At 62.9% G+C, this 14,794-nt stretch carries 15 protein-coding genes; 9 read left to right on the top strand and 6 right to left on the bottom strand.

The window, feature by feature from the left end:
- Window positions 1–224: 224 nt before the first annotated feature.
- On the bottom strand, window positions 225–1,565 hold the full coding sequence (locus tag ACK543_RS07150; protein ID WP_409942152.1) for an MFS transporter: 1,341 nt from the start codon (window positions 1,563–1,565) through the stop codon (window positions 225–227).
- 419 nt (window positions 1,566–1,984) lie between these two features.
- Between ACK543_RS07150 and cyoA the strand changes: the two genes are divergently transcribed.
- The 7 genes from cyoA to ACK543_RS07115 all read left to right on the top strand — a co-directional run bounded on the left by cyoA (window position 1,985) and on the right by ACK543_RS07115 (window position 8,924).
- Window positions 1,985–3,043, top strand: a complete 1,059-nt coding sequence (gene cyoA, locus ACK543_RS07145; protein ID WP_409942151.1) for a ubiquinol oxidase subunit II — start codon at window positions 1,985–1,987, stop codon at window positions 3,041–3,043.
- A 64-nt stretch (window positions 3,044–3,107) separates the two neighbouring features.
- The gene (gene cyoB / locus ACK543_RS07140) at window positions 3,108–5,114 is read left to right on the top strand and encodes a cytochrome o ubiquinol oxidase subunit I (RefSeq protein ID WP_409942150.1); all 2,007 of its coding nucleotides are present in this window, start codon (window positions 3,108–3,110) and stop codon (window positions 5,112–5,114) included.
- Window positions 5,107–5,739 carry a cytochrome o ubiquinol oxidase subunit III gene (gene cyoC / locus ACK543_RS07135; RefSeq protein ID WP_409942149.1) on the top strand — a complete coding sequence of 211 codons (633 nt, stop codon included), beginning with the start codon at window positions 5,107–5,109 and terminating at the stop codon, window positions 5,737–5,739. The genes cyoB and cyoC overlap by 8 nt, the downstream gene beginning before the upstream one ends.
- Window positions 5,740–6,171, top strand: coding sequence for a cytochrome o ubiquinol oxidase subunit IV (cyoD, locus tag ACK543_RS07130; RefSeq protein ID WP_409942148.1), 432 nt, complete (start codon window positions 5,740–5,742; stop codon window positions 6,169–6,171).
- Window positions 6,168–7,046, top strand: a complete 879-nt coding sequence (locus ACK543_RS07125; protein WP_409942147.1) for an SURF1 family protein — start codon at window positions 6,168–6,170, stop codon at window positions 7,044–7,046. Before cyoD ends, ACK543_RS07125 begins: the two co-directional genes overlap by 4 nt.
- A complete protein-coding gene (locus tag ACK543_RS07120) occupies window positions 7,027–8,367 on the top strand; it encodes an ATP-binding protein (protein ID WP_409942146.1) in 1,341 nt (446 codons plus the stop codon). Before ACK543_RS07125 ends, ACK543_RS07120 begins: the two co-directional genes overlap by 20 nt.
- A gap of 11 nt (window positions 8,368–8,378) precedes the next feature.
- On the top strand, window positions 8,379–8,924 hold the full coding sequence (locus tag ACK543_RS07115) for a response regulator transcription factor (RefSeq protein WP_409942145.1): 546 nt from the start codon (window positions 8,379–8,381) through the stop codon (window positions 8,922–8,924).
- 208 nt (window positions 8,925–9,132) lie between these two features.
- Here the strand turns inward: ACK543_RS07115 and ACK543_RS07110 are convergent, their stop codons facing one another.
- Window positions 9,133–9,714, bottom strand: coding sequence for an ankyrin repeat domain-containing protein (locus ACK543_RS07110; RefSeq protein WP_409942144.1), 582 nt, complete (start codon window positions 9,712–9,714; stop codon window positions 9,133–9,135).
- Window positions 9,715–9,920: 206 nt separating this feature from the next.
- On the bottom strand, window positions 9,921–10,418 hold the full coding sequence (gene moaC, locus ACK543_RS07105) for a cyclic pyranopterin monophosphate synthase MoaC (protein WP_409942143.1): 498 nt from the start codon (window positions 10,416–10,418) through the stop codon (window positions 9,921–9,923).
- A gap of 97 nt (window positions 10,419–10,515) precedes the next feature.
- On the opposite strand from moaC, the gene ACK543_RS07100 reads away from it, so the two are divergent.
- A complete protein-coding gene (locus ACK543_RS07100; protein ID WP_409942142.1) occupies window positions 10,516–12,081 on the top strand; it encodes a M48 family metalloprotease in 1,566 nt (521 codons plus the stop codon).
- On the opposite strand, the gene ACK543_RS07095 is transcribed toward ACK543_RS07100, so the two are convergent.
- The 3 genes from ACK543_RS07095 to ACK543_RS07085 form a co-directional block, all read right to left on the bottom strand.
- Complete coding sequence (locus tag ACK543_RS07095; protein WP_409942141.1) at window positions 12,049–12,402, bottom strand: phage holin family protein; 354 nt, start codon at window positions 12,400–12,402, stop codon at window positions 12,049–12,051. The two genes, ACK543_RS07100 and ACK543_RS07095, sit on opposite strands and share 33 nt — an antisense overlap.
- A gap of 98 nt (window positions 12,403–12,500) precedes the next feature.
- Window positions 12,501–12,953: a hypothetical protein gene (locus ACK543_RS07090; RefSeq protein ID WP_409942140.1), complete on the bottom strand. Its 453-nt coding sequence runs from the start codon at window positions 12,951–12,953 to the stop codon at window positions 12,501–12,503.
- Window positions 12,954–13,038: 85 nt separating this feature from the next.
- Window positions 13,039–13,767: a TerC family protein gene (locus ACK543_RS07085; protein WP_409942139.1), complete on the bottom strand. Its 729-nt coding sequence runs from the start codon at window positions 13,765–13,767 to the stop codon at window positions 13,039–13,041.
- Between the two features lie 462 nt (window positions 13,768–14,229).
- Between ACK543_RS07085 and ACK543_RS07080 the strand changes: the two genes are divergently transcribed.
- Window positions 14,230–14,670, top strand: a complete 441-nt coding sequence (locus tag ACK543_RS07080; protein WP_409942138.1) for a DUF3717 domain-containing protein — start codon at window positions 14,230–14,232, stop codon at window positions 14,668–14,670.
- Window positions 14,671–14,794: the final 124 nt, after the last annotated feature.

Here is a 14,794-nt window from a genome sequence, read left to right as displayed (position 1 = left end):
GCGTTTGCCATGCGTCAAGATCCAGCACCGCGTCAAAGCACAGGTGGCTTACATATGGCTACGCGAAAGCAGGAATATCCACGCCGCGCAACGCTGTGGGACGCATTGGGCCTTGAGATCCCCTCTGCGCGGGGCTTCAACGGACCAACCTAAGGTGTTACTCATTTCGCCGCCGCACGCACGCCATAGAGACTTAATAGCTATGTTTTTCATAGCAACAACCATCAATCCCGCTGCTGCTCCACCGTCCGATTGATCCGCAGCGCACCCAGCGTACACACCACGCCCGACAGCAGGTACAGCGACACGGCACCCAGGCCAAACTTGGCCGACAGGCCCAGCGCAACCAGCGGGGCAAATGCAGCGCCGATCATCCAAGCCAGGTCGGTAGACAACGCAGCTCCCGTGTAGCGATACCGGGGAGAAAAGTTTGAGGTGACGGTGCCCGAGGCTTGGCCGTATGACAGCCCGAGTAGCACAAAGCCGCTGATCAGGAAGATGTTGTTACCCAAGGTGCCCGCGTTCAGCAGCCAGGGGGCCAGCAGGCTGAACACGCCGATCAGCACGGCCATGGAGCCCAGCAGGGTGCGGCGGCCCACCCGGTCTGACAGCCAGCCTGACACCACGATGGCCCCTGCAGCCAGAACCGCGCCGACCATCTGCACCCCCAGCACCTGGGTGATGGGCTGGTCGGAATACATCGCAATCCATGACAGTGGAAACACTGTCACGATATGAAACAGCGCAAAGCTGGCCAGCGCAGCGAAGGCGCCCAGCAGAACGTTGCCGCCTTCTTCACGCATCACGCGGCTCACGGCCACAGGTTGCAATTCGCGCTCTTGCAACAGCTCGGTGTAGGACTGGCCGACCACCAGACGCAGACGGGCAAACAGCGCCACCACGTTCACGGCAAAGGCCACGAAGAACGGGTAGCGCCAGCCCCACGCCAGAAACTCTTCCACGCTCAGGCTGCTGTAAAGGTAGGCAAACAGACCGGCAGCCAAGACAAAGCCCACCGGCGCACCCAACTGGCCGATCATGGCGTACCAGCCGCGGCGATTCTTGGGCGCGGACATGGCCAGCAACGAAGGCAGGCCGTCCCAGGTGCCGCCCAAGGCCAGGCCCTGACCGATGCGCAGCAACACCAGCGCGACGATGGCGACCGTGCCCACATTGGAATACGCAGGCAAGAAGGCCATGCCAACTGTGCACACGCCCAACAAGAAAAGCGCAATGGTGAGTTTGGTGCCCCGCCCCCATCGGCGCTGGATGGCCATCGACAACGCCGTGCCTATGGGCCGAAAGACAAAGGCTACAGCCAACAACGCAAATGACATCAAGGTGCCGTCAAGCTGCGAAAGGAATGGAAATAGCAGCGAGGGGAACACCAGCACGCAGGCGATTCCAAATACGAAAAAGTCGAAATACTCCGATGCGCGCCCAATGATTACGCCCACGGCGATCTCGCCGGGGGTCACTTCTTCGTGGGTATCGGCCCGCGACAGGGAAGCAGGGCTTTCTTCAAAGCCTACGGCCGGATAGGCACCAGTGGCGGGGCTGCGCATGAACGGGACTCCTTGACGTTGTGCAGTGCAATGATCCACGTTTTACACCGCCCCCGGCAGACCCACAACTGGGCTTTCGCTAACCAGCGCACAGGACACGGTCGCTTGTGTTGATCGGGCAGGGTGTCGCGCCTGTCCTGACTTTGACCTTGGACAAAATGTCCAATCGACAAAAAGGCTAGGCCTTTTACATTCCATCGGTCACCGTTATCAGCGTTTACCCTAAAGAATCCTCTGCACAACCCCCTGCGGTCTACGCGGGCGCTGGCTCGGGCAGTCCACCGCGATGCTTTCCTTGCCCTTAGCGAGGCTACGGGCTGCCCAAAGCACCTGGTGGCCCAACCCGATGCGCATCGCCGCGTCCTCGCGAGGGTTTTGCAGAGATCCTGAAATCAACGCGCGCAACGAGCGCTTTTGAAATGTCCAAAACCTTCACTCCCCGCAGGCCCGCGTGGCTGGCCGCCGTGGCTGCCTCGGTCGCCCTCGCCGGCTGTAGCAAGGCGGTTGTCCTGAACCCGGCTGGCGACGTGGCCTCGCAGCAGGGGCTTTTAGTAGTCCAGGCCACTGTCCTCATGCTCATCATCATCGTGCCGGTGATCGCGCTCACGCTGTGGTTTGCCTGGAAATACCGGCATAACAACGCCGCCAATACCGAGGACGACTACGCCCCCGACTGGCACCATTCGACCAGGCTGGAGCTGGTGATCTGGACAGTGCCTTTGCTGATCATCATTGCACTGGGCGCTCTGACCTGGATCGGCACACACAAGCTCGACCCATACCGCCCGCTGGATCGCATCTCTGCCGACAAGCCGCTCACGCCCCAGGTGCGACCACTCGAAGTGCAGGTAGTGGCCATGGACTGGAAGTGGCTGTTTTTCTATCCTGAGCAGGGCATTGCCACGGTGAACGAGCTGGCTGCACCGGTGGACCGCCCGATCATCTTCAAGCTGACGGCCACCTCGACGATGAACGCGTTCTTCGTTCCCGACCTGGCCGGCATGATCTATGCCATGCCCGGCATGCAGACCGAGCTGAACGCCGTGATCAACAAGCCCGGCGTGTACAAGGGGCTTTCCTCGCACTACAGCGGTGCTGGTTTTTCGGGCATGACGTTCAAGTTCCACGGCCTGAGCGATGCCGACTTTGCACAGTGGGTGCAGACCGCCAAAACCGAGGGCAAGGCGCTGGACAAGCAGACCTACCGAAATCTGGTGAAACCCAGCACCCGCGACCCGGCGCAGCGCTTCGGCCGCGTGGAAGAAGGCCTGTACAACAAGGTACTCAACCGCTGCGTCGAAGACGGTCAGATGTGCATGCACCACATGATGGTGATCGATGAGCGCGGCGGCGAGGCCTACATGCGCGCCGCCGGCCTGAACCTGCCCCAAGACGTTTGCACCTCACAAAACGCTGCACAGATAGTCGCCAGCACCGCCGCGCGGAACGCCGCTCCTGCAAGGGTCATCGCCCAATGATTCGCATACCCACGCTCAGCCAGCCGGCCCAACGCCTGCTAAACCGCAGCCACTAAAAGTACCTATGTCCTCCGTCATCCCCACTGAACCGCATTGGGCCCTGGGTCGCATCACCTGGGACTCGATACCAATGGCGCACGACCCGATCGTGCTCTGGACCTTTGTAGCCACCATGCTGGGCGGCCTCGTCGTGATGGCGGGGCTGACCAAACACCGTCTGTGGGGCCCTCTCTGGCGCGACTGGATCTGCAGCATCGACCATAAAAAAATCGGGATCATGTACATGATCCTGGGCCTGGTGATGCTGCTGCGCGGCTTTGCCGACGCCGTGATGATGCGGCTGCAGCAGGCCATGGCCTTTGGCGAAAACGCGGGCTACCTGCCGCCGCACCACTACGACCAGATCTTCACCGCCCATGGCGTGATCATGATCTTCTTCGTGGCGATGCCGCTGGTCACGGGCCTGATGAACTACCTGGTGCCGCTGCAGATCGGCGCGCGCGACGTGTCGTTCCCGTTCCTGAACAACTTCAGTTTCTGGATGACCACGGCCGGTGCCGTGCTGGTCATGGTGTCGCTGTTCCTGGGCGAGTTCTCCACCTCCGGCTGGCTGGCGCTGTCCAACCTGGGGGCGCAGAACCCGGGCGTGGGGCTGGATTACTACATTTGGTCACTGCAGATCGCGGGGGTGGGCACCACGCTCTCGGGTATCAACCTGATCGTGACTATCGTCAAGATGCGCGCGCCGGGCATGAACCTGATGAAGATGCCCATCTTCACGTGGACAGCGCTGTGCACCAATGCGCTCATCGTGGCCTCGTTCCCCGTGCTGACCGCAGCTTTGGTATTGATGTCGCTCGACCGGTATTTGGGAACCAACTTCTTCACGAACGACCTGGGCGGCAACGCCATGCTGTACGTGAACCTGATTTGGATCTGGGGCCATCCAGAGGTCTACATCCTGATCCTGCCTTGCTTCGGCATCTTCTCGGAAGTGGTGGCCACGTTCTGCAAGAAGCGTCTGTTCGGCTACACGTCGATGGTGTATGCCACGGTGGTCATCACGATCCTGTCATACCTGGTGTGGCTTCACCACTTCTTCACCATGGGCTCGGGAGCCAGCGTAAATACGTTTTTCGGCATCACAACGATGATCATCTCGATCCCGACGGGCGCGAAGATCTTCAACTGGCTGTTCACCATGTACAAGGGCCGCATCCGGTTCGAGCTGCCCATGATGTGGACGGTGGCCTTCATGATCACGTTCGCCATTGGCGGCATGACCGGCGTGCTGCTGGCCGTGCCCCCGGCCGACTTCGTGCTGCACAACAGCCTGTTTCTCATTGCGCACTTCCACAATGTGATCATCGGCGGCGTGCTGTTTGGCCTGTTTGCCGGCATCAACTACTGGTACCCCAAGGCCTTTGGCTACAAGCTCGACCGCACCTGGGGCCTGCGCTCGTTCTGGCTGTGGGTGGTGGGCTTCTGGGTGGCCTTTGGTCCGCTGTATGTGCTGGGCCTGATGGGCGTCACGCGACGCGTGAGCCACTTTGAAGACCCATCGCTTCAGATCTGGTTCGTGATCGCCGCCATTGGCGCCGCCATGATCGCTGCAGGCATTGCCTGCTTCATCATCCAGCTGGTGGTGAGCCACCTCAAGCGCGACGAGCTGCGCGACTGGACCGGCGACCCCTGGGATGGCCGTACGCTGGAGTGGGCCACCTCGTCGCCCCCGCCGGACTACAACTTCGCCTTCACACCCGTGGTGTATGAGATTGACGCTTGGTGGGACATGAAGCGCCACGGCTACCAGCGCCCGCTGGCCGGCTTCCAGCCGATCCACATGCCTGCGAACACCTGGGCCGGTGCAGTGATCTCAGGCATCTCGCTGGTGTTCGGCTTTGCGCTGATCTGGCACATGTGGCTGCTGGCCGGCGTGTCGTTCGTGGCGCTGCTGGCGGTGTCCATTGCCCACACGTTCAACTACAAGCGCGACTTCTACATCCCTGCCGCCCAGGTGGCCGAGACCGAACGCATCCGCACACAACAACTGAGCGCCAGCCATGTCTGATATCCGCCTTTCCGCCAACGGCGCCGCGGCAATGCCTGCCCGCGCCTACCACCTTGCGCGCGAGCCGCACCCGCCCAACGGCACGGCACTGGGCTTCTGGCTGTACCTGATGAGCGACTGCCTCATTTTTGCAGCGCTGTTTGCCACCTTTGGCGTGCTGGGCCGCAGCTACGCAGCAGGCCCTACGGGTGCACAGCTCTTTGATCTGACGCTGGTGGCCATCAACACGGCCTTCCTGCTGCTGTCTTCCATCACCTTTGGCTTTGCCATGCTGCGCAAGCAGCAAAACGATGTGCGCGGCACGCTGGTGTGGCTGGGCATCACGGGTGTGCTGGGCCTGTGCTTCCTGGGCCTGGAAATCTATGAGTTCGCCCACCTTATCGGCCAGGGCGCCACGCCGCAGCGCAGCGCCTTCCTGTCAGCCTTCTTTGCTCTGGTGGGCACGCACGGCCTGCACGTCATGTTTGGCGTGATCTGGCTGGTGGTGCTGATGGTGCAGATCAGCAAGCACGGGCTGATCCCAGAGAACAACCGCCGCCTCATGTGCCTGTCGATGTTCTGGCACTTCCTGGACGTGGTCTGGATCGGCGTCTTTACCTTTGTGTATCTGATAGGGGTGCTGTAAATGAGCGCACAACACACAACAACCCATGCCGACGCGCACGACCACCACGGCGATCATGACCACCACGGTGACGAGCCGCACAGCACCTTCTCGGGTTACATGACGGGCTTTGTGCTGTCAGTCATCCTGACGGCCATCCCGTTCTGGCTGGTCATGGCCAAGGTCATCACCGAACGCAACACCGCCGTCATGGTGCTGGGCGCATTCGCCGTGGTGCAGATCCTGGTGCACATGGTGTACTTCCTGCACATGAACGGCAAGATCGAGGGCGGCTGGACGCTGCTGGCCACCATCTTCACGGTGGTGTTTGTGGCCATCACCATCAGCGGCACGCTCTGGGTGATGTACAACATGAACGCCAACATGATGCCGGACCACACTACTCCACCGGTGCCCGCGCTGCATAAAGCACCGGGGCATTCAACACCTTGACCGCCACCACCACGCCTGCCGCTGCGCCCAGCCGGCGCCTTCGCAGGGCCTTGCTTTCGCTGGTGGGTGTGGTGCTGTTTCTGGGCTTTGTGGCCCTGGGCACCTGGCAGGTAGAGCGCCGCGCATGGAAGCTGGCGCTCATCGAACGCGTGGAGGGGCGCGTGCATGCACCGCCCTCCCCCGTTCCTTCTGAAGCCACCTGGCCAACCGTCAGCGCGGCCGATTTTGAATACCTGCCCGTCACCCTGCAAGGCCGCTGGCTGCCGGGCAAGACAGTCCTTACCGCTGCGGTGACTGAACTGGGCGCAGGTTTTTGGGTCATTTCCGGGCTGCAACGCGATGACGGCACCCAAGTGCTGGTCAATCGCGGGTTTGTTCCGCAAGACCAGCGCAACCGCTGGCTACCGCCAGTATCTGCCGCGGCCGAGCCAGACACGGATACCGAGACATCCTCCGGCACTGTGCAGATTAGCGGCCTGTTGCGCATCACCGAGCCAGGCGGAGGATTTCTGCGCAGCAACGACGCTTTGGAAGGACGCTGGTTCTCGCGCGACGTCACGGCCATCAGTAGCGCACTAGGCCTGCCGTACGCGGCCCCCTTTTTTATCGATGCCGGCTTGCCCAATCCCACCGCCGCAGCACCTGGCAGCAACGGGGACTCGGATGCTCGCAATGCCGGAGCGAACACCTGGCCCCGTGCCGGTATGACCGTCATCCGCTTTCACAACAGCCACCTGGTCTACATCCTGACCTGGTACAGCCTTGCCCTTATGGTTGTGGTGGGTGGCTGGCATGTGGCACGCTACGAGCAGTCGTTGGCCCCCTCCGACGAAGGCTCCGCCCACTCCTGCCCCGATGATTCCCCAACCCACTGACGCACATCCCGCGGCCGCAACCCTGCTGACACAGCGCAGCACAGCGCGCGCGGCTGACGCCACGGCAGGCGTCAAGAATTTGCAACAGCTGATCCAACTGCGCTGGACCGCTGTGGTCGGACAGGTACTCACCATCGAACTGGCCCATTACACCCTGGCACTGCAAATACCGGTGCGCGAAATGCTGATGGTGGTAGGTTGTCTGGCGCTTTTCAATATCGCGAGTCTGCTACGGCTGCGAATTGGTCGGCCGGTCCACAACGTCGAGCTGTTCCTGGCGCTGCTGATCGACGTCTCGGTGCTCACGGTGCAGTTGTATCTGAGCGGAGGCACCAGCAACCCTTTTGTGTTTTTATACCTGCTGCAGATCACGCTGGGGGCCGTGCTGTTGCGTGGCGCGTATATCTGGACCATCGTGGCCATCACCATTGCATGCTTCGCCGCGCTGGCCGAACACCACATGCCGCTGGCCTTGCCCCTGGAACTGGACCAGGGCCTGTCGAGCCTGTATACGATGGGCCTGCTGGTGTGCTTTGTACTGAATGCCACACTCGTCATGGTGTTCATCACCCGCATTCACCGCAATTTGCGCGAGCGTGACGCGCGACTGGCAGCGGCTCGACGCCGACGGGTCGAAGAGGAGCATATTGTGCGTATGGGTCTGCTGGCCTCGGGCGCGGCGCACGAGCTGGGCACGCCGCTGGCGACGCTGGCCGTGATCCTGGGCGACTGGCAGCACGACAAGCGACTCGCGGCAAACCCGTCGCTACGGGAGGAAATTGCAGAGATGCAGACGCAGGTGCAGCGCTGCAAAAGCATCGTCAGCGGCATCCTGCTGTCGGCCGGCGAAACGCGCGGGGAGGCCTCGGCACTGACCACCGTGCGCTCGTTTGTCGATGCGTTGGCCCATGAGTGGCACAGCACCCGGTCCTTACAGCAGTTCGACTACGTCAACGGGTTCGGCACAGACACCCCCATGGTCTCAGACACCACGCTCAAGCAAATGGTTTTCAATGTGCTCGACAATGCGCGCGACGCTTCGCCCGGATGGGTACGGCTCTCCGTGACACGGCAAGACGATGCGCTGCGCATTGCCGTGACGGACGCCGGCCCAGGGTTCGCCTCCGACATGCTAGCCAGACTGGGGACCCCCTACCAATCATCCAAGAACCGCCCTGGCGGTGGCCTTGGGTTGTACTTGGTCCTGAACGTGGCCCGCACCCTGGGCGGAAATGTCACTGCCCGCAACCGGCCCGAGGGAGGCGCTGAGGTCACGATCGAATTACCGCTAGCAGCCATAGCGCTTCCCGAGAAGGTTTGATAGACAGCGACATGGACAGCCCACAGACACCGCGCCAGCTTCTGATCGTTGAGGACGATGAAGCCTTCGCACGCACGCTAGCCCGCTCTTTCGAGCGCCGCGGCTATCGCGTATTGCAGGCGGCAAGCCTTTTAGAAGTCCAGGCTCTCTTGAAGGAGCATTGCCCCGGCTTCGCTGTGGTAGACCTCAAGCTCAAGGGCGAGGCTTCGGGATTAGCCTGCGTGCAGACGCTGCGGGGCGCTCATGCGGACATGCTCATCGTGGTTTTGACCGGGTTTGCCAGCATCGCCACCGCCGTCGAGGCAGTCAAGCTGGGCGCCTGCCACTACCTGGCCAAGCCCTCCAACACCGACGACATCGAGGCTGCGTTCGGCCTGCGGGCCGGCAGCACTGAGGTGGAGCTCACCAACCGCTCCAGTTCCATCAAGACGTTGGAATGGGAACGCATCAACGAAGTGCTGGCACAGACCGAGTTCAATCTGTCCGAAGCCGCGCGACGCCTCGGAATGCATCGCCGCACGCTGATCCGCAAGCTGGAGAAAAAGCAGGTCCGGTGATCTGGGTCACGACCAACCCGCGGGCGCACGCGGCTCGAATCGTCCAGCACTCAAGGACTGCCGTCTGTGAAAAAATCCACTCCGATGGGCCTATGGCGCCTGCAAACAAAAGAACTTTACTCCTGAAACAATAGCAAAACCACAGGGCTTTGCCCACCGCTCCATGGGAATGTGGAGCATCGCTCCACGAGCGGGGTACTGTTCGTCATCAGCGCAGCTGGCGTTCGAGCAGCCAGCGCTCCGCCTCCCGCTGGTTACCCCACTTCGCCCAGTCCAGGGCATTCTTTCCGTGCGGATCCGTACGCCATAGGTCGACCCCCCGTGATTCCAGCCACTCCAAAGCCAGGATGCGGCCCTTGGCAGCCGCCAGCATCGCCGGGGTTTCACCACGGCTCGCGGGCGCAGGCGCATCCAGTGCCTGTCCCCGCTCAGCCAACCACTGCAGACACGGCACGCAACCGCTTTGCGCCGCCATGTGCACGACACCCCAATCCCACCGGTTGCGGGCGTCCAGACGGGCACCTGCCTGCACCAGGCGCTGGGCAGCCGCCAGTTGCCCGCCGTAGAACGCCCGCAGCAGCGCCGTATCGCCGCGCTCGCTATCCTTGCGGGTCTGTCGCATGTCGGGGTCTGCCCCTGCCTGCAACAGCAGTTCGATGTGCTCCAGTTGCCCTCGGTGGGCCGCCAGCATCAACATGGAGGAGCCGCTTGGCGAGAGCAGGTTGGGGTTGGCCCCCGCCGCAAGGGCCGCTCCCAGTGCCTGGGCGTCGCCTGCATCCTGGGCGTTCAACAACGCTTCCTCGATGTCGCTGAACGCTGACTGTGTCGGGCCTCCGGCTTGCGCAATTGCCTTCCCCTATTGAGTCGGCACCTTTGAACTTGAACCAGCCGTTCGGGCTGAGCCTGTCGAAGCCTTGCGCAGAGCTTCGAACCGCATCAACGCATTCAAGTTGGTTGATGCCGACTCAATAGGTTGAACAAATCAGGGGCGACGAATCAAGCGACGAAGCTGCCCGATTTTCCGCCGTGCTTTTCGGCAACGCGCACGTGGTGGATGGTCATGCCCCGGTCCACCGCTTTGCACATGTCGTAGATCGTCAACAAAGCCACTTGCACGGCCATCAGGGCTTCCATCTCCACCCCGGTGGGGCCCACGGTTTCCACGGTGGCCGTGCAGGTGATGCCCACGGCATCGGGCACCGACTGGCTGGCGGGTTCAAACTCCACGGCGACGCGCGTGAGCGCCAGTGGATGGCACAGCGGAATCAGGTCGCTCGTTTTTTTGGCGGCCTGTATGGCGGCAATGCGCGCGATGCCCAAGACGTCACCCTTTTTGGCGGTGCCCGATTCAATCAAGGCCAGGGTCGCTGGCAGCATTTCAATGCGCCCGGTTGCCACCGCAACCCGGTGGGTGGCGGGCTTGGCACCCACGTCCACCATGTGGGCCTGGCCTTGGGCGTCGAAGTGGGTCAGCGGTGATAGGGTGGCAGTCATGGCAGGCGGTGGTGGATCTAAATGCGGGCAAAGGCATCATACGGTGTACATACGGTCTGATGCGGGCGCGAACACCCCGCCCGAGCAAGGTTTGCACATGCCACCATTGAAGTCATTTTTGCCTCTGCCGCTCGCCAATAAAGCACAGTTTGCTATTTTTTTAGTAGCAACTGCCCTGTTGGCGCTTCCGGGGGCGGCACCCGCGCAGGTGTCGCTGCCCACCCTGGGCGACAGCAGCGACCTGACGGTGAACGCCGAACGCCGTCTGGGCGACCGCATCATCCGCGAGCTTTACCGTGACCCGGATTACATCGACGATGCGGTTTTGGGGGAGTACGTGCAGTCGATCTGGCAGCCGCTGGTGGCGGCAGCACGCGCACGCGGGGAACTGACGCCGGAGCTGGACGAGCGCTTTGCATGGGAGATTCTTCTGGGGCGCGACCGGACGGTCAATGCCTTCGCGCTGCCGGGGGGCTACCTCGGCCTTCATCTGGGGTTGATCGGTGTCGTGGAAACACGTGACGAACTGGCCTCGGTGCTGGCGCATGAGCTCAGCCATGTGACGCAGCGGCACATCTCGCGGCTGCTGACCCAGCAAAGCAGGCAAACACCGCTGCTGCTGGGGGCCATGGTGCTGGGCGCGCTGGCGGCCAGCAAAAATCCGGCGGCCACGCAGGCGCTGGTGGTGGGCGGCCAGGCCTTGGCCATTCAGAACCAACTGAACTTCTCGCGCGACATGGAGCGCGAGGCCGACCGGATTGGCTACGGCCTGATGGCGCCCGCAGGGTTTGCGCCACAGGGTTTTACCGGCATGTTCGACAAACTGCAGCAGGCCAACCGGCTTAACGACAACGGCTCGTGGCCGTATCTGCGCAGCCACCCGCTGACCACCGAGCGCATGGCCGACATGCACTCGCGCCTGCCCCCTGGCGCCGCGCCCAAGCCGCTGGATGTGGCGGCACCTGTGCTGGAGGCGGGCATGATGGCGGCGCGAGCCCGTGTGCTTGCCAACCCGGGCGTGGATGTGCTGCGGCAATGGGTTGCCGAACCGCAGGGCAGCGGCTTTTCGGCGCAAGGCCCTGCCAAACGCGCCAGCGCGCTCTACGCAGCCGCCCTGGCAAGCAGTGTGCTGCGGGACAGCCAGACCGCCCGCACGCTGACCCGCAAGTTGCTCGATCTGACCCAACCCGACCCTGCCGGATACCGGCTGGCCACGCTGCTGGCAGCCGAGGTGGAGCTGGCCGCTGGCGACACAGCAGCCGCCATGGCCAAGCTTGCGGCCGGCTCGGGGGCGTCGCCGGGCCGACGCCCCGAACTGTTGATGCAAGCGCAGGCATTTGTGCGCGACCGGGCCGCAGCCGACCCCGCGGTGCTGACCGGCCGGCTGCAGACCTGGGTGACAAACCACCCGCGCGATGCGACCGCGTGGCAACTGCTGGCCTCCATCTGGCAGGCGGTGGGCCAGCCGCTGCGTGCCATCCGCGCCGAGGCCGAGGCGCACGCGGCGCGGTATGACTATGCAGCCGCAGTGGACCGCTTCAAGGCCGGGCAGGACATTGCGCGGCGCAGCAGTTCGGCCGCAGACCACATCGAGGCGTCCATCATCGACACCCGCTTGCGTGCCGTGGCGCTACTGCTTCGCGAACAGGCCGCCGAGCGCTGATTCGATCACGACTCCCAGCGCGGAGTAGATGAGCGAGCCCAGCAGGGCGGCACCAAACCCGGTGACATGAAACCCGTCCAACACCGAGGCCGCCGCCCAGAACATGAGCGCGTTGATGACGAACAGAAAAAGCCCCAGGGTGACGATGGTCACGGGCAGGGTGAGCAGGACCAGCACCGGGCGCACCACCGCATTGAACAGGCCGATGACAAAGGCCGCGATCAACGCCGAGGTGAAGCTTTCAACCTGCACGCCGCTATAGACGTAGGCTACGAAAAGCAGGGAGGCCGCGCAAAGCAGCCATTTAACAAGCAGTTTCATGCCGCAAGAATAGCACCGGGCCGACGGCAGCGCCCACGCGGTGGCCGCGCCGCTGCCGCTTGCACACGACAGCCTCCAAACGCTTGAGCGTGTTCAGCCTAATCGAACCCGAGCATGGACAACAGGCCAACGCCTGTGAGCAAGCTGCCCAGGTTGCCGGGCAGCCCCGACCAGCGCGGGTCAACCGCCGCCGGCGGCTCCGCGGTCAAGCCACGGGGGCGGCGCAGGTCGATCACCTGCACAGGGGCCGATTGCCCGGCCTGCAACTGCGCCGTCAGTTCGGCCAGGGGGGCTTTGGCGAGCATGGTCGTGACAATGCCTGCATGCGCGGGCAAGGTTGGCAGGATCTGCGCGAACAGCTTGTCGGCCCATTGGTCGCGCCAGTTTTCACGGGAACGATGGCTGGCCCACTTGCTGATACGGTGCGTCATGCGCGGGGCGCAGGCGACCAGCAACCAGTGTGCGCGGGCCGAGGGCTGGCGCGCCAGGAGCGAAGCCAGCGCCTGCTGCGCTGTGGCGGCGTCGTCAACGAAAACAATGAACTTGTCCATCCACAACTCCTTGCCATGACGATGCTGGCCCTTGGTGCGCTGTGGCCCAAAGCAGGGGCAGCGCCGTCGGGACCGGTTTCGGACGCTACGCGCCAGCGGGGCCCGCCGCTGCGCGGCGTGCCAGCACGGCCTTGCCGATAGAAAGCACAAGCAAAGCGCCGGCGACGCTTGCCCCGTACTTGATCCAGTCGGTCTGCGGAAGTTTCACCATCCACTGCCATTGGTCGCCGTTGGCAAACACCGGGTCGGTGACCAGCATGCCACCGGCGATCCAGCCCAGCAGCATGCCGCCCAGCACGATGATGAGGGGAAAACGGTCCATCAGCTTGATCACCAACTGGCTTCCCCAGACGATGATGGGGATGGAGATGAGCAGCCCGAGGACGACGAGCAGAAACGAGTGTTCACCCGCGTTTTGGGCAGCGCCTGCAATCGCGATGACGTTGTCCACGCTCATCACCAGGTCGGCCACGATGATGGTCTTGATCGCGGCCAGCAGCTTGTCGCTGCCCTGCACATCACCATGCCCATCCTCATCGGGGGCGAGCAGTTTCACGCCGATCCAGATCAGCAAGATCGCGCCCACGAACTTGAGAAACGGCAGCGCCAGCAGCGTCATGGCAAACGCGATCAGCACCACGCGCAGCACGATGGCACCGGCAGTGCCCCAGATGATTCCCTTGGTGCGCTGCGCGGGCGGCAGCTTGCGGCAGGCCAGTGCAATGACCACAGCATTATCCCCACCCAGCAAGATGTCAATGATGATGATTTGGCCCAGGGCAAGCCAGAATGCAGGGGATGTTAAGAAATCCATACGTTCCTCGAAGTGAAAGACAACAGGGCGGCCAGCTGCCAGACTCGCAGCCGTCCTTCGTTCAGGGGCATGGTCGGGAAATCAAGAATCGCCCCCGGGCGCGGGGACCCGCAAGCAAAGGGCGTCCTTGATCAGCCCTGACAGGGCCCATCAAAGGTCTTGCTCAGCCTGGTCAACGCAAGTGACCCTGGCCCGGAGCGCCGGAAGCGATGCTTCGTATTGACGACGTTTCCGACAACATGCCCTGAGCGCAATTTGGCAACGCCAAGGCCCAACGCAGTTTGGGAGCTACTCCCCTTCGAAGCCTTTGATTGGAACACCGCCAGTGCCGCCACGCAAGCGCGTTGTGTTGTGGATTCTGCGGATCCGCAACGGTGCATTTGCTGCTTGAGTGAGCCTGGCCAACACAGCAGGCCGCTGACGGCTATGAGGCTATGATCCAGCGCCCTGCATGCGCGTCCCATGGCACACATCCATATCACCGACATTGAAGCGGCCATCAACCACTGGCGAGCGCTCACGCCATCGCCCGACGGCATCACGCTGGCACCCGTATTGCACGCGCTGGCAGAGCTGTACGCACGCATGGTCTATGCCCACGAGACCACCGTTGACGAGGATGCCCTGTCGCCTCCCGCCCGGGCCGCCTGGCAGGCCTGGTATGAGACGACGCCCGATACGCCGTGCATCGCCATCTGCTCGACCAGCCAGGGGGACGATCTGTGCAAGGGTTGCGGCCGCACTTTCGATGAGGTGCAGTTCTGGCCAGGCTTGACCCCGGCGGAAAAACGCAGCGTGTGGCGGCGCATCACGCTGGAGCACTCGGCGTGGCGGTTCAACCGCTATGCAGAGCGTGCCGCCGAAGGCCCCGTGGCACCGCCCGCCGGGGCTGCGCCGGTCTGATCGCAGGCCGCCGCTCTGGCACCCTGCGCAACCGCGGCAACAGGTGCCGCCCGATGTGTTTGCTATGATTTAAGTAGCTACAAACCCCTACCCGTCGTGCGTAACTGGCTTAAAACTCTGCAAA

Source organism: Acidovorax sp. (assembly GCF_046341535.1).
GTDB lineage: Bacteria > Pseudomonadota > Gammaproteobacteria > Burkholderiales > Burkholderiaceae_C > Acidovorax.
This window is presented reverse-complemented; position numbering and strand designations above follow the sequence as displayed.

Excerpts from the sequence above, each read along its gene's own strand:
- ACK543_RS07150 (WP_409942152.1), bottom strand. The coding sequence starts at position 1,565 with ATGCGCAGCCCCGCCACTGGTGCCTATCCGGCCGTAGGCTTTGAAGAA.
- cyoA (WP_409942151.1), top strand. The coding sequence starts at position 1,985 with ATGTCCAAAACCTTCACTCCCCGCAGGCCCGCGTGGCTGGCCGCCGTG.
- cyoB (WP_409942150.1), top strand. The coding sequence starts at position 3,108 with ATGTCCTCCGTCATCCCCACTGAACCGCATTGGGCCCTGGGTCGCATC.
- cyoC (WP_409942149.1), top strand. The coding sequence starts at position 5,107 with ATGTCTGATATCCGCCTTTCCGCCAACGGCGCCGCGGCAATGCCTGCC.
- cyoD (WP_409942148.1), top strand. The coding sequence starts at position 5,740 with ATGAGCGCACAACACACAACAACCCATGCCGACGCGCACGACCACCAC.
- ACK543_RS07120 (WP_409942146.1), top strand. The coding sequence starts at position 7,027 with ATGATTCCCCAACCCACTGACGCACATCCCGCGGCCGCAACCCTGCTG.
- ACK543_RS07115 (WP_409942145.1), top strand. The coding sequence starts at position 8,379 with ATGGACAGCCCACAGACACCGCGCCAGCTTCTGATCGTTGAGGACGAT.
- moaC (WP_409942143.1), bottom strand. The coding sequence starts at position 10,418 with ATGACTGCCACCCTATCACCGCTGACCCACTTCGACGCCCAAGGCCAG.
- ACK543_RS07100 (WP_409942142.1), top strand. The coding sequence starts at position 10,516 with ATGCCACCATTGAAGTCATTTTTGCCTCTGCCGCTCGCCAATAAAGCA.
- ACK543_RS07095 (WP_409942141.1), bottom strand. The coding sequence starts at position 12,402 with ATGAAACTGCTTGTTAAATGGCTGCTTTGCGCGGCCTCCCTGCTTTTC.
- ACK543_RS07090 (WP_409942140.1), bottom strand. The coding sequence starts at position 12,953 with ATGGACAAGTTCATTGTTTTCGTTGACGACGCCGCCACAGCGCAGCAG.
- ACK543_RS07085 (WP_409942139.1), bottom strand. The coding sequence starts at position 13,767 with ATGGATTTCTTAACATCCCCTGCATTCTGGCTTGCCCTGGGCCAAATC.
- ACK543_RS07080 (WP_409942138.1), top strand. The coding sequence starts at position 14,230 with ATGGCACACATCCATATCACCGACATTGAAGCGGCCATCAACCACTGG.